Origin of the sequence: Sphingobium sp. IP1 (assembly GCF_002708645.1) — a bacterium.
In the GTDB taxonomy this organism is placed as follows: Bacteria; Pseudomonadota; Alphaproteobacteria; order Sphingomonadales; family Sphingomonadaceae; genus Sphingobium; species Sphingobium yanoikuyae.
On sequence record NZ_NOIW01000123.1, the window covers coordinates 1 to 14,318 of the forward strand.

Here is a 14,318-nt window from a genome sequence, read left to right on the forward strand (position 1 = left end):
AAAGCCGGGCCGGAACTGTCGGCGACGCTGCGCTACACGGCCAAGCAATATGAGGATGATCTGCAGAGCGATGTGCTGCCCGATGCGCTGACGCTCGACGCCCTCGCCCGGCTGCCGATCGGCCATGGTATCAGCCTGGTCGCGCGCGGGGAAAATCTGTTCGACGAGGATGTCGTCACCCGCAATGCCGGTGGATCGATCGATCTGGGCACGCCCAGGACGCTCTGGATCGGCGTGCGGTTCGGCCAATGAAGGGAGCCATCATGTCCGAAGACCTGTTTCCGATACCTGCCGACTGGGCGGCCCATGCCCGCATGAACCAGGCGGCGCGCGCCGCCGATTATCGCCGGTCGCTTGATGACGGTGATGCCTATTGGCTGGAGCAGGCGCAGCGGCTGGACTGGATCACGCCGCCGACCCGCGCGTCGGAAAGCAGCTTCGACGAAGCGGATTTCGGCATCCAGTGGTTCGCCGACGGCACGCTCAACGTGTCGGCCAATTGCCTCGACCGGCATCTGGCCGAGCGGGGCGACGTTACCGCGATCCTCTGGGAACCCGATGATCCGGCGGACGCCCCGCGCAGCCTGACCTATCGCGAACTCCATGCCGAGGTTTGCCGCTTCGCCAATGTGCTCAAGGACGCAGGCGCGCGCCGGGGCGACCGCATCACCATCTATATGCCGATGATTCCGGAGGCGGCGGTGGCGCTGCTCGCCTGCGCGCGGATCGGCGCGATCCACAGCGTCGTGTTCGGCGGCTTTTCGCCCGAGGCGCTGGCAGGGCGCATCACCGATTGCGACTCCAGCATCGTCGTCACCGCGGACGAAGGGCGACGCGGCGGCAAGCGTGTGCCGCTCAAGGCCAATGTCGACGCGGCGCTGGCGCTCGACCATTGCACCAGCGTGCGCCGTGTATTGGTGGTGCGCGCAACCGGCGGGGCGGTGGCGATGCAGCCGGGCCGCGACAGCTGGTATGACGAGGCGATGGCCGGCGTCGCGCCCGATTGTCCGGCCGAGGTGATGAATGCGGAAGACCCGCTGTTCCTGCTCTACACCTCCGGCTCCACCGGCAAGCCCAAGGGCGTGGTCCATTCGAGCGGCGGCTATCTGCTCTGGGCCAGTCTCACCCACGCGCTCTGCTTCGACTATCGGCCCGGTGACGTCTGGTGGTGCGCGGCCGATGTCGGCTGGGTCACGGGGCACAGCTATATCGTCTATGGTCCGCTGGCCAATGGCGCGACGACCCTGATGTATGAAGGCCTGCCGAGCTGGCCGACGCCCAGCCGCATCTGGGAGGTGGTCGACCGGCATCAGGTCCACACCCTTTTCACCGCGCCGACCGTGCTGCGCGCGCTGATGAAGGAGGGCGACCATCATGTCGCGAAGACCAGCCGTGCGTCGCTCCAATTGCTGGGCAGCGTCGGCGAGCCGATCAATCCCGAGGCCTGGCGCTGGTATCATGGCGTTGCGGGCGAGGGGCGCTGCCCGATCATCGACACCTGGTGGCAGACCGAGACCGGCGGCGCGATGATCGCGCCGATGCCGGGCGCCACGGACCTCAAGCCTGGCAGCGCGACCTTCCCCATGCCCGGCGTAGAGGCGCAGATCGTCGATGGCGATGGCGTGGTGCAGGAGGGGGCGAGCGAGGGCAATCTGGTGATCGCGCGCAGTTGGCCCGGCCAGATGCGTACCGTCTGGAACGATCATGAGCGTTTCTTCCAGACCTATTTCACCACTTTTCCCGGCAAATATACCACCGGCGACGGCGCCCGCCGAGACGCGGACGGCTATTACTGGATCACCGGCCGGGTCGACGATGTCATCAACGTATCGGGCCATCGCATGGGCACGGCCGAGGTCGAGAGCGCGCTGGTGCTGCATGCGACCGTGGCGGAGGCGGCGGTGGTCGGCATGCCGCACGATATCAAGGGGCAGGGCATCTATGCCTATGTCACGCTGAATGTAGGCGAGGAACCGAGCGAGGATCTGCGCCGCACCCTGACCCAATGGGTGCGAAGCGAGATCGGGCCGATTGCCACGCCGGACGTGATCCAGTTCGCGCCGGGCCTGCCCAAGACACGATCGGGCAAAATCATGCGCCGCATCCTGCGCAAGATCGCCGAGGGGGAGGTGTCGGCCCAGGCGCTGGGCGATGTCAGTACGCTGGCCGACCCGAGCGTGGTTGCGGACCTGGTGCGCAGTCGCGCCGGGGTTGCCGCCTGATTTTCGCATGCGACCCAAGGTATAATGGAGGCGGTGGCCGGCCCTCCCTAGCGTCCTTTCCATAAACAGAGATGGGAGTGGGATATGCGGGGCAAGGGCTGGCTTTGCGCGGGTCTGGCGGGCGTGGCGCTGATACCGGCGCTGGCATGGGCGGAAGAGCCCGATGCTGGCCCGGCACAGACGATCATCGTCACGGCGCCGGGCGGGGCGATCGATGTCGATGATGCGCTGTCCATTTCCAGTCGGGATATCTCGCTCACCGGCACGCCCGACCTGCTCGGCGCACTGACCCGCAATATTGCCGGCATCACGCTGCAGGACGCGCAGAATAATCCCTGGCAGCCCAATCTTCTCTATCGCGGCTTCGTCGCCTCGCCGCTGCAGGGGCAGGCGCAGGGGCTGGCCGTCTATATGGATGGCGCTCGTTTCAACCAGCCGTTCGGCGATACCGTCCAGTTCGACCTGATCCCTGAGGCGGCGATCCGTAAATTGAGCCTGCTCGATGCCAGCCCGGTCTATGGCCTCAATGCGCTGGGCGGAGCGATCCTGCTGGAGACGAAGGACGGGCGCAGCGATCCGGGGCTGGAGGCGAGCGCGACCGGCGGCCGTTTCGGCTATGCCGAGGCGGGCATCGCCGGCGGTTTTGCGCGTGGCAATTTCAGCGCGTTCGGCGCCTTCCAATATAGCCATGACGATGGCTGGCGCGATCATAGCCCGTCGCATCTCTATAATGGCTATGCCGACCTTGGCTTTGATACGGAGAAGGGCGGGCTGCACATCAAGCTGGTCGGGGCAAAGACCGACCTGACCGGCAATGGCGTGTCGCCGGTCGAACTGCTGGCTGCGGACCGGCGCGCCGTCTTCACCTGGCCCGATAACAGTCGCAGCAGCTATGGCCGGATCAGCCTGCACCCCTGGGTGGCGCTGTCCGACACGACCCGGATCGAGGGAACGCTCTATGCCCAGCGGCTGACCCTGCGCACGGTCAACGGCGATGCCGCCGATATCGAGGGGTGCGAGGATGAGGACGCTGCCGGACTGCTCTGCCTGGAGACGGTGGGTGGCGATGATGACGGAGACGAGGCGCAGGCGGTCCTGACCGACGCGAACGGCAACGCCATTGCCGACAGCCTGGGCGGCGAGGGCTATGGCGTGCTCAACCGGGGGCGGACGCGGACCGATGCGATGGGCGCGCTGGTGCAGTTGATCGATGATCGCGCGCTGATGGGCGGCACCAATCATTTTGCGATCGGCATGAGTTACGACACCAGCCGCACCCGGTTCGATACATCGACCGAATTGGGGGCGATGACGGACGAGCGCAGCGTCGAGGGGCTGGGGTCGATCATCGTCCAGCCGGACGGTGCGATCGCGCCGGTCGGACTGGTCGCGCACACCGATTATTGGGGCGTCTTCGTGCAGGACCGGTTGCCGCTGGCGCCGGGGCTGACGGCGGAACTGGGGCTGCGCTGGAACCATGCGCGGATCGAATTGGTCGACCAGATCGGCACGGCGCTGAACGGGCGGCACAATTTTCAGCGGCTCAATCCCGGCGCGGAGCTGGACTATCGGGTTTCGGACGGGCTGTCGCTGCGGGCCGGCTATGCCGAGACCAACCGCGCACCGACCCCGGCCGAACTGTCCTGCGCCGACGAGAATGCGCCATGTAGCCTCACCAATTTCTTCATCGCCGATCCGCCGCTTAAGCAGGTGGTGGCGAAAAGCTGGGAGGCGGGCGGTTCGGGCCGCTTCGCCGTCGGGGGATGGACCGCCGACTGGCTGCTCTCGGCCTATCGCACCGGCAATCATGACGACATCCAATATATCGCGTCGGACATTCGCGGCCGGGCCTATTTCCAGAATGTCGGCAAGACCCGGCGCCAGGGTGTCGAGGCGTCGGTCAAGGCGGCCCGGGGCGGTTTCAGCGCGGGCCTGAGCTATGCCTTCACCGATGCCACCTATCGCAGCGCGCTCGAACTGAGCAGCCCGGCCAATCCGGAGGCGAATGAGGACGGCACGATCGACGTTCGCAAGGGCGATCGCCTGCCCGGCATCCCGCGCCACAGCGCCACGCTGAGCCTCGACTATGCCGGCAAACTGGGCGGCAGGCGAAGCTGGTCGGTTGGCGGCGACCTGATTGCCCGGTCGGGCCAATATCTGGTCGGCGACGAGGCCAACCAGAATGCCAAAGTGCCTGGCTATCTGATCGCCAATATCCGCGCCGGCATCGACATCATTCCCGGCGTCACCCTGTTCGGCGAGGTCCGCAACCTGTTTGACCGCCATTATGCGACCTTCGGCACCTTTACCGAAGTGGACGAGATCGAACTGGAGGAGGCGCCGGGGGCCAGCGATCCCAGGGCCTATGGCGCGGGGACGCCGCGTCGCTGGTATGCCGGGGTGAAGGCGACATTCTGAAGCATGGCGGCGCCCGCGATCGGGCGCGCGTCTGCCGAAGTTCACAGTGTAAACGGCCTATCGGGGCCATTTGCGCCTGTCGCGCACCTGCGACGCGTCGGTAACGCGCCTGTGCCGCGCCGGGGGTAATGGGGGCAGGGGCATGGAAGCGCGTCGCCCTTGCCCCTGTCGTGCGCCTATGACGCGACAGGGGCGCGCCACATAGGCGCCTGCCACGCGCCGGGCGGCCGGGTTGGGGGAGGGGGAACAGCATCTGTCGCATGGCGAGGGACAGATCAGAAAAGCGGCGTGTAGGACAGGGGTGCCCGTGGCAGCGCTATCGCCCTGCAGACGGGAACATCTGCCGGAGCGAGGCGGGCGCATGGCATTTGCGGATCGCGGTTTCGACATGGCGGGCGCGGGTGGGGGGGGGGGAGGGGGGGGGGAGGGGGGAGGGGCGGGGATAGGGGGGCCACTGTGCAGGGGGGAGGGGGGCGGCGGGCGGGAGGGTGCGCGCCCGCCCGGCCGGCGGGGACGAAGTTCATCATGTCGGCGAGCTGCTGATTATCCTTGATCCGGCTGAGCGCGACATTGGGCAGGCGGATGAGATAGGCGCGGGTTTCCGGCGTGCAGAGGAACCAGCCGACCCGGCCGCGCAGTTCGGGCAGGGCCGCAGGCGCGGCGCTGCCCTGCACCCCGTGGCAGCCGCCGCAATTTTCGACATAGTCGGACCGGGCGAGATCGGGATCGGTGATCGCACTGGGCAACAGGCCCATCGGCGGCAGGGCGGCGCGGCCGATGCCGACCGCGCCGAGCAGCGCCAGCGATCCGATCAGCAGCGCATGCCGCATGCCCTGCTGGCCTCAGCTGGCCGCGCCGACCAGCACGGCGGTCGAACAATGATATTCCATGCTGCTGGTGCCGAAGCACCAGATCACGTCATTGTTGAGCTGGGGCATGTAGAGCTGGGTCTCGCGGTCGGTATTGTCGCAGCCGCACTGGCCGCAGGCTGGCTTGCCGCAACAGTCGCGATAGGCGATCAGATAGGCCTTGCCGTCGTCCGGGTTGATGCAGGTGCCGACCCAGGAGACGGGCGAGGGCTCCGCGCCCGCCGGGCAGCTGTGGATGCCGCCGCCACAGCAGGTGCAGAGCGCGCCGTCGATCGCGCAATAGCGCCAATAGTCGCATTTGGTCTCGTCCTTGCTCTGCGCGGTGCGGGCAAAGGCGGTCTTGGCTTCGGGCGAGCGGTCGGGCTTGGCCGCTTCGGCGCGGCTGACCGGCAGCAGCGGGAAGGCGGGCGCAGCGACCAGGGCGGCTCCCAGGCGCGAGAGCATCGATCGGCGCGATGTCCCCCCGGCGAGGCGTCGCAGCAGCTTTTCCCCCATGGCGTCGGCGTCGAACTTCTTCATGTCACGGACCCCCTTTGAACTTGCGATCAGGCCGCCTGGGCCTTGAGCGAGCCGATATAATCCTGCACCGTGGCGATCCCCATTTCATGGGCGACGACCAGGCTTTCGAGATGCTCGCGGCTGTTGACCAGTCCCTTGGACAGGATGGTGCCCTCGGCATCGAGCAGCACGGCGAAGGGCAGCTTGGCGATGCCATAGGCCTGGCCCGCCTCCGGCCCGTTGACGAAGGCATAGCCATCCAGCCCGTGCTGGGCGATCATCGCGCGCTGGGCGGCGACATCATCGTCGCCCACGAAGGTCAGCGCGACCCGCTCGTCCCGCGCGAAGGATTTGGCCATCGGGATGATATTCTTGCACAGCGGGCATTGTGCGGAGACGAACATCAAGAGGCGCAGCGCCGTGCCATGGGCATGGCCGCCGATCGTGACGGGCGCGCCGTCGATGGTGCGGGTATCGATCTTGACGATGGCGTCGCCCACCGCCGGGCCGCCGCTGGTGGCGAGTGCGCCGGCGGGCGCGACGCGGATATGCAGCACGCCGACCTGCCGCGCGACCGCCAGCAGGGCGATGCCGAGCGCGAAGATTGCGACCCAGGACAGGATCTGCGCGATGATGAGCGAGGTCAGCATAGGTCTATCTCCGGTAGGCGGCGGCGGGCGTGGCGATCAGCGCCAGGATGGCGCCGAGCAGATGGAAGGCGAGGAACAGGGCGATGCCGCCAGCGGTCGCGGTGGCGATGTCCAGCACTGACAGCGGCGGGGCGGGCAGCAGGCGCGGCGCGACCAGCGCGATCAACAGCAGGTTGCGGATCACCAGCGGCCAGCCGATCGGATGGCGTAACTGAGAACGTCCGCAGCCGCAGTCGATATGGCTGCGCCCGCGCGCGATGTTGATCGCCATCGCCCCGGCAAAGAGGCTAAGCAGCAGCATGGCAAGCAGCACAGGCACCGGGGCAAGGCCGGCGATCAGCGCGGCGCCGATGGCGATCTCCGCCAGCGGCAGCAGGATGGCGGCGGGCGCGACCAGCGCCGGCGGCAGCAGCCGGTAATTGGCGATCACGCCGGGCAGCAGGATGCGATGGCGCAGCTTCGACAGGCCCGCCTGCAACAGGATGAGGCCGATCCCGATGGCAGCCGCCAGCGCGGCGATCGCCAGGCCCTGTGCCATGGTCAGGACGGGTCCACGACCGTGATGGTGCTGCCGCCGGCCTTCTCGATCTTGTGCTTTTCTTCCCAGGTGGCGAGGTCGATGACGAGGGCCGTGCCCTTTTCGCCGTCCATGATGAGCAGCGGCTTGTCCGACTGGGTGACCTCGATATTGTTCATCGGCTCTTCCAGCGGGCGGCGCTTGACCACCTTCTGCGTGGCGAGATCGACCTCCCACACTTCCGTGCCGGACGCCTTGTGCGACCAATATTCGCCCATGTGCATCAGCACGAACAGATGGCCGGTCGCGCGGTGCAGCGCCATCGGCTGGCGCCCGCCCGGATACCAGTTCAGCTCCAGTGGTTTGGTTTCGCCCGGCCGGATGCCGGCGGCCGCCTGGATCGAGAAGGGCGCGGAGATGGTCGGCGCCGGGCCGAGCTTCGCGGTCCAGATCTGGCCGGTGTAGCTGAGGAACGTGGTTTCCTTCTTCTTCCGGTCATAGGTGAAATTGTCGAAGATCGGATCGTCGGTGGCCGAGAAGAAGGGCGCGCTATGGGTAATGTCGGCCTTGCTGCCGGTCAGCTTCACGGTGGCGAGCGATCCGTCGGCGCACAGCGCGGAAAAGCCGACGCCCGGATTGGGCATCATGCTGGCGCAGCCCGGCACTTCGACATTGGCGACGAACTTGCGCTTCACCAGATCGACGATGTTTACCGAGGAAGCGGGGCTGAGATTATAGACGAAGCCGGTCTTGCCATCGTCGCTGATGATGAAGTTGTTCTTGCGCGATCCGATCAGGATACGGTCGGGAATGGTGATTTCGGTGACCAGCTTCAGTTCGCGCGTGTCATAGACCGACACCATGTCCTGCCGCGTGCCGCGATCGCCCTTTGACCAGATGGTTTCGGCGACATAATAATATTGGCCGGCCGGATCGATCGCCATGTCAGCGAGGCGCCGGGTTTCGACCATGCCCACCATCTTGCCGCTGTCGCCGTCGAAGATGCTGGTGCCCGGCATGTCCCATCCGCCGTCGACGAAGAACCAGTTGGGCTTGGGCGGCTCCATCGTCACGACATCGGACGTTTCCGGCTCCAGCGCGGCCGTGGTGTCGGCGGGCGCGGCTTGGGCGGTGATGGCTGCGCACAGGACGAAACCCATGGCGGCGGTGGCGAAAAATCCCCTGACGGCGGCGCTCGACATCTGGCGTGATCCCCCTTGATCGGTGCGGCGGCGCTGGACTCATCTGGTCCGCGTTTCGCCGCTGGAATGAAGGCTGGACAAGTGTCAAGGATTGGTCAAGAGGGTGAAAGCGCTCCCCGCAAAATATTTTTGCGCCGCAACAAAATTAAGCGATAATCTCGTACACGCCCTCGATCCGGGGCAGGCGCAGCCTGTCCGGTGCGGTCGCCACCAGCAACGCGAAACAGCCGCCGGTAAGCGCGACCAGCGCGCCAGCGACCAGCCCCTGTTGCCCCAGCCCGTCGGACAGCAGCGATCCCGCCACCGGCCCGGCGATCATGCCCAGGCTGTGGACGCAGGCGACGAAGCGGCGGAACAGCGGACTGCCGCCGCCCGCTGCCGTGGCAAGGCCGGAAAAGCGGATGATGGTGGCGGTCGACCCGATATTGAGCAGGCCGATCGCCAGGATGAACAGGGTCGGTGCGCCGGGGCGAGTGAGGGCGAGCGGGGCGAGCAGGCAGAAGGCGGACAGCAGGCCGGTCAGCGGCAGCGGCACGATGCTTTGTTCACGCATCAGCGCGATCGCGGTCAGCGCGCCGATCACCGATCCGATCGCCACTGCCTCGCCGATCACGCTGTCGTCAATGCCGGCGGCCAGCGCCAGCGCACCGGAAAAGCTCCAGATCATCATGGTGGCGGCGATGAAGCAGAACAGGGCGACGGCCAGTGCCCAGGCGCGGGCCGGGGTGGGCGCGCGTTCATCGGCGTCGCTGGTTTGTGACTGTGCCGGATCGGCGGCCGGCATCAGCAGGCTGAGCAGCAGCACGCCGATCGGCGCGAGTGCCAGCAGGCGCAGTGCAGCGGCCGGCCCGGCGCTGTCGCCGATCGCCGGCAGCGCCAGCGCGACCAGGGTGGACAGCAGCAACTGGACCAGGAAGACGGCGGCATAGGCGCCGGTCGGACGCTGCGAGGCGGCGGCGCTCATCGCATGGGTATAGGCGACGCCCATGCCGACGCCGAACAGGCCGCGCGCGACGACCAGCGTTGCCAGCTCGTCGAGCGCCGGCGTTATCAGGCTGGCGGCCAGCGCGATCAGTGCGGCGAAGGCCGGCGCGCCAGTCGGCAGATGCGCGCCGCCGCGCCAGACCAGGATCGCGCCGATCGCCATGCCGCCCTGGGTCGCGCCGACGATCCAGCCATGGTCGGACGGATCAAGCCCGGTGGCTGCGGTCAACAAGGTGAGGAAGACGGGATCGATGCCGGGCTGCAGCAGCGCGAGCGCGGCGGCGGCGATGCAGGCGATGGTCCGGTCCGGTGCCCATCCGGGCAATATACGGCTTTGCGTCATGATGGCCCCCACAGCATGAACAGGCGCCGGTGGCGCCCCTGCCGTTCAGACCATCTCTCCCCCTTGGGGCGGCGTCAGGCCGCTTCTGTCATCAGCCCTGCAAGATCGCGTGAAGTCACCGTCTTGGCAAGATGCACGAACGACATTGCGGCGAGCGCGGTAAACACCGGCATCTTGGCCGCCCAGGGCTTCTGATGCCCCAGGAACGGCGTCGATCCTTCCATCGATGCGCTGATGAACAGGGCGACGCTATGCACCTCGTCCGGGGTCAGGGCCGGATTGATCTGCGCGACATATTCGCCGATCACCTCATGCACCTTGCTGTAGAACAGGCGCACCCGGTCGGCGACGAACTCGCTCTGGTTGGCGAGGGCCCAGAGCTCGGTGAACAAATGGGTGGTGCGCTTGGTCTGGATATCCTCCAGGCACAGGATGATGACCAGCTTGAGCCGTTCCTCGGCGGTGAGGCCGGGCTTGCGCACCATCTCCTCCAGCAGCTTGTCATAGGATTCCAGCATCTCGTCCAGCATCACCTGGATCAGCATTTCCTTGCGCGGGAAATGATAGCTGACATTGCCGACCTTCATGTCGCAGCGCGCGGCGATGCGACGCAGGGTGAAGGCATCGGCACCCTCGTCGATCAGCACGTCCAGCGCCGCCTTGAGGATCTGGTCCACCGTTTCGGACCCGCGGGCATAGATGCCGGGCCGTGAGGGAGCGAGTATCATATCACATCTGCCTTGGCGGTCCTCCTACCACGGCGCGGCCCGGTTCGCCACCCTTTGCGCATCGCTCGCAACGGCGGGCTTGACGAATATTTGAAGACTGTCCAGTATTCACTCATCCACATAATCTTGGGAAGAGGCGTGAAATCCGGTGCGGCACCCTGGCGGGGGCGGCTTCCGGGGCAAACGTCAATATGTGCGGGGACATTTCAGGCGATGATTCAGGGTATCAAGCGCGTCACATTCTCTCTGCTGGCGGTCGGGGCGATCGCGTTGCCGGGGGCGGCACAGGCGACCGGTCCGCAGACCTTCGCCAATCGCTGCTCCATGTGCCATCAGCCCTCGGGCGCGGGCCTGCCGGGCCAGTTTCCGCGTCTCAATGGCCGAGTGGCGCAGATCGCGACCAGTCCGGAAGGACGGCGCTATCTCGCCATGGTGTTGCTCTATGGCATTTACGGCCCGATCACCGTGGACGACAGGAAGATCACCGGCCTGATGCCCGGCATGGGCACCATGTCCGATCAGGATATTGCCGATGTGCTCAATCATGCGGTGTCGCTCAAGAAGGCGGCCAAGCCCGCCGCGCCCTTCACCGCAGCGGAGGTCGCCAAGGTGCGCGCAGGCGGCAAGCAGACCGCGGCGCAGGTCGCGGCCGAGCGCGGCCGGCTGGCGGGCAAGGGGCTGATCCCGTCCTGATCGGGCGGACATCCTATAACTCTATGCTATGGGATAGTCGGTCTTGAGCGGTTAAACGGTGGTGCCGGGCTGTGGGATAAGGGGGCTTCAAGGAGATCCCCTATGTCCAACGCCATCGCCACCGTCTCGCTGCGCGGCACGCTCGAAGAGAAATTGCGCGCCGCTGCCGCGGCCGGCTTTGCCGGGGTCGAGATATTCGAAAATGACCTGATCGGGTCGGAATTGGCGCCGCGGGACGTGCGGCGCATGCTGGACGATCTGGGCCTTGCCTGCATGCTCTACCAGCCCTTCCGCGATTTCGAGGGGATGCCGGGCGCGCTGCGCCAGCGCGCCTTCGACCGGGCCGAGCGCAAGTTCGACCTGATGGGCGAACTGGGCACCGATCGCATCCTGGTCTGCTCCAACTGCTCGCCCGCTTCGCTGGGGGAGCGGGAGCGGATCGTCGACGATTTCCGGGACCTGGGCGAGCGGGCGGCCAGGCGCGGCCTATTGGTGGGCTATGAGGCGCTGGCCTGGGGCCGGCATGTGTTCGATCATCGCGATGTCTGGTCGATCGTAGAGCAGGTCGACCATCCCCATATCGGCATCATCCTCGACAGTTTTCATTCGCTGTCGCGCAAGATTCCGAGCGAGAGCATCCGCGAGATTCGTGGCGACAAGATCGTCTTCGTCCAGCTGGCCGATGCGCCGCTGCTCGACATGGACCTGCTCTATTGGAGCCGCCATTTCCGCAACCTGCCGGGGCAGGGTGGGCTGGATGTCGCCGGCTTCGTCGCGGAGATATTGGCCACCGGCTATGACGGGCCACTGTCGCTGGAAATCTTCAACGACCGGTTCCGCTCCAATGCCGCGACGCTGGTGGCGGAGGACGGGCATCGTTCGCTCGACTATGTGCGCGACGCGGCGCTGCGGCAGTTGGGGCGCCCGTCGACCATGCCCGCGCCGGAGCCGGTGCTGGGCGCCGAGTTCGTGGAATTCACCACCGCCAGCGCCGATTCCGCGCGGCTGGGCCGCACGCTGGCGACACTGGGCTTCAGCCTTGCCGGCGAGCACCGCCAGAAGAAGGTGACGCGATGGCGTCAGGACGGCGTCAATCTGGTCGTCAATGCCGAGCCCAAGGGCTTTGCCAGCGCTTATCGTGCGGCGCATGGATCGTCCATCTGCGCGATCGGCGTGCGGGTGAGAGACAAGGCGGCGGTGCAGGCGCGCGCGGCGGCGCTGGGGATCAAGGCCTATAGCGCGGAAGGGCGCCCCGGCCGCATGGCGATGCCGGCGCTGCGCGGGGTCGGCGGCAGCCTGGTCTATCTGATCGACGATAATGAGGTCGAAGGGCTGTGGGCGCGCGAGTTCCAGGCGATCGAGGCGGAGCCCGATGCGCCGGTCCATGCCCATGGCTTCGACCATCTCGCTGCCGTCGTTCATAATGACGAGTTCCTGTCCTGGCAGCTTTACTGGCGCGCCCTGTTCGGGCTTGAGGCCAAGGCGGCGCAGGATGTGATCGATCCGTCGGGGCTGGTGCATAGCCAGGCCTTGCAGGCGCCCGACGGCGCCTTCCGCGTGACGCTCAATGCGTCGGACGCGCGCGAGACGCTGTCGTCCCGCTTCCTCGACCAGGGAATTGGCGGCGGCTATCAGCATGTGGCGCTGGCGACCGACGATATCTTCGCGACCGCGCAGGCATTGCGGGACGAGGGCGCGGCGGTGCTGACCATTCCGGCTAATTATTATGCCGACATCGCCGCGCGCTTCGGCTTTGACGATGCGCTGGTGGCGCGGATGCAGGCGCTGGGCATCCTCTATGACGAGGATGCCGATGGCCACGGCTTCTGGCAGCTCTACAGCCGCGCCTTCGACAAGCTGTTCTTCTTCGAGTTCGTCCAGCGCGATAGTGGCTATACGGGCTATGGCGCACCCAATGCCGGGGTCCGGCTGGCCGCACAGAACCGGTTCCGCGACGAGAATCCGGTCGATTGAGCGGGGTCAGAGGATCAGCTTGATCGTCATGCCGGCCATCACCGCATCGGGATAGCGGCTCGTCGCCCCGACGCGGTGGATATATTGGAGGTTGGGGCGCAGCAGCAATGCACGGGTCGCCTGCCAGCCATAGAAGATTTCGCCGCTTGCTTCCCAGCGCTGGGGATCGACATCCTGGCCCAACGACTGCTGGTCGCGCTGGCGATCGGCGATGCGCGGATTGACCCTGGCATAGACGAGGCCGAGGCCGAAATTGTCCCTGGGCCGATTGTCCCACAGGCCGCGCGCGACGAAGCCGCCGCTCAGGAACAGGGGCACGCGCGCGGTCGCCCGGTCGGACAGGGTCATGGTGCCGAACAGCGACAGGCCGCGTTCGCCGGGGCCGAAGCGGACGATCATCTTTTCCGCCATGGCCCAGGCGCTCCACCGTTCGCGCCGGGTGGCCGGGGCGAGGCCGGACAGGGCGTAGGAATCGCCATTGGCGTCGGCATAGACGTCGGGCTTGTCGGTGGTATCGATCAGGCCGCCGACCCGGACCAGGCCGGGCAATTGCCCCGCGCCCTGGCCCGACTTCCAGCCCAGTTCGACCGGCAGGACGACACTGTCGAAGCGCGGCGCCAGTTGCCAGCCATTGCCGGTCTGGGCGCGGATGCTGTTCACTTCGAAGGCGGCGACGCTGATGCTCAGCCCATGGCCGATGTCCTGCCGGGCGCGAACGCCCCAGCGCGGGATCGGGAAGCCGGAAAAGCCGCTATTGTAGAAGAGCGTGGTCGGGCGTGGGCAGAAGGCGAAATTCTGGAACTGGCAGCCCGAGGGCAAGGTCGCGAAATCGTCGCCCGTATGATAGAGGCCGATCTTGAGCGCGGTCCGGCCGCCGTTCAACTGCTGCTCATAGCTGAGTTCCGCCGGGCGCAGATCCTGCCCGCCGCCGAACAGTTCCTGCACCTCGAACAGATTGCCGATGCGGGTGGCGGTCAGATCCTGCCCCTTGCGATGGATGATCGTCGCGATGATCTTCCCGCCTGAAAGGCCGAACGCCTTGCCGGTATCGACGACCGCCGATGCCAGCAATTGCTGGGTATAGGCTGCGCCCTGATCGCGCCCGCCGCTGATCGATGCGGCGCTTTCGGAGACATAGGAGAAGGTGAGGTTGACGCCGCTGTCCTTGAGCCGTGTGCGCCAACCGGGCTGGGGCGCGGCCGGCGGCGGGGGTGGGGGCG

At 66.7% G+C, this 14,318-nt stretch carries 12 protein-coding genes and 1 pseudogene; 5 read left to right on the forward strand and 8 right to left on the reverse strand.

Translation table 11 applies throughout. The annotated features are described in order from the left end of the window. The 3 genes and pseudogenes from CG471_RS25655 to CG471_RS25665 all read left to right on the forward strand — a co-directional run. Nucleotides 1-252: pseudogene (locus CG471_RS25655) on the forward strand (TonB-dependent receptor); the annotation flags it as partial. An 11-nt stretch (nucleotides 253-263) separates the two neighbouring features. Next, complete coding sequence (acs, locus tag CG471_RS25660; protein WP_099234219.1) at nucleotides 264-2,222, forward strand: acetate--CoA ligase; 1,959 nt, start codon at nucleotides 264-266, stop codon at nucleotides 2,220-2,222. Between the two features lie 84 nt (nucleotides 2,223-2,306). Beyond that, nucleotides 2,307-4,640, forward strand: coding sequence for a TonB-dependent receptor (locus CG471_RS25665; RefSeq protein WP_099234211.1), 2,334 nt, complete (start codon nucleotides 2,307-2,309; stop codon nucleotides 4,638-4,640). A 275-nt stretch (nucleotides 4,641-4,915) separates the two neighbouring features. Here CG471_RS25665 and CG471_RS31515 read toward each other — a convergent pair whose 3' ends face one another. From CG471_RS31515 to CG471_RS25700, 7 genes are all read right to left on the reverse strand, one after another. Continuing rightward, a complete protein-coding gene (locus CG471_RS31515; RefSeq protein WP_257211688.1) occupies nucleotides 4,916-5,470 on the reverse strand; it encodes a hypothetical protein in 555 nt (184 codons plus the stop codon). A 12-nt stretch (nucleotides 5,471-5,482) separates the two neighbouring features. Beyond that, nucleotides 5,483-6,028: a methylamine dehydrogenase light chain gene (locus CG471_RS25675; RefSeq protein ID WP_017498892.1), complete on the reverse strand. Its 546-nt coding sequence runs from the start codon at nucleotides 6,026-6,028 to the stop codon at nucleotides 5,483-5,485. Between the two features lie 26 nt (nucleotides 6,029-6,054). Further along, nucleotides 6,055-6,657, reverse strand: a complete 603-nt coding sequence (locus CG471_RS25680) for a methylamine utilization protein MauD (protein ID WP_099234212.1) — start codon at nucleotides 6,655-6,657, stop codon at nucleotides 6,055-6,057. 4 nt (nucleotides 6,658-6,661) lie between these two features. Further along, nucleotides 6,662-7,195 (reverse strand): MauE/DoxX family redox-associated membrane protein, encoded by a 534-nt coding sequence (locus tag CG471_RS25685; protein WP_099234213.1) that lies wholly within the window; start codon nucleotides 7,193-7,195, stop codon nucleotides 6,662-6,664. A 2-nt stretch (nucleotides 7,196-7,197) separates the two neighbouring features. Beyond that, nucleotides 7,198-8,376, reverse strand: coding sequence for an amine dehydrogenase large subunit (locus tag CG471_RS25690; RefSeq protein WP_099234214.1), 1,179 nt, complete (start codon nucleotides 8,374-8,376; stop codon nucleotides 7,198-7,200). A 145-nt stretch (nucleotides 8,377-8,521) separates the two neighbouring features. Further along, the gene (locus CG471_RS25695; protein WP_099234215.1) at nucleotides 8,522-9,703 is read right to left on the reverse strand and encodes an MFS transporter; all 1,182 of its coding nucleotides are present in this window, start codon (nucleotides 9,701-9,703) and stop codon (nucleotides 8,522-8,524) included. Nucleotides 9,704-9,777: 74 nt separating this feature from the next. After that, nucleotides 9,778-10,431 (reverse strand): TetR/AcrR family transcriptional regulator, encoded by a 654-nt coding sequence (locus CG471_RS25700; RefSeq protein WP_010338492.1) that lies wholly within the window; start codon nucleotides 10,429-10,431, stop codon nucleotides 9,778-9,780. Nucleotides 10,432-10,644: 213 nt separating this feature from the next. On the opposite strand from CG471_RS25700, the gene CG471_RS25705 reads away from it, so the two are divergent. Further along, complete coding sequence (locus CG471_RS25705; RefSeq protein WP_099234216.1) at nucleotides 10,645-11,124, forward strand: cytochrome c; 480 nt, start codon at nucleotides 10,645-10,647, stop codon at nucleotides 11,122-11,124. 102 nt (nucleotides 11,125-11,226) lie between these two features. After that, nucleotides 11,227-13,098 (forward strand): bifunctional sugar phosphate isomerase/epimerase/4-hydroxyphenylpyruvate dioxygenase family protein, encoded by a 1,872-nt coding sequence (locus tag CG471_RS25710; protein WP_099234217.1) that lies wholly within the window; start codon nucleotides 11,227-11,229, stop codon nucleotides 13,096-13,098. Between the two features lie 6 nt (nucleotides 13,099-13,104). On the opposite strand, the gene CG471_RS25715 is transcribed toward CG471_RS25710, so the two are convergent. After that, nucleotides 13,105-14,318: carbohydrate porin (locus CG471_RS25715; RefSeq protein ID WP_099234218.1), on the reverse strand; the 1,214-nt coding region annotated here is incomplete at its 5' end.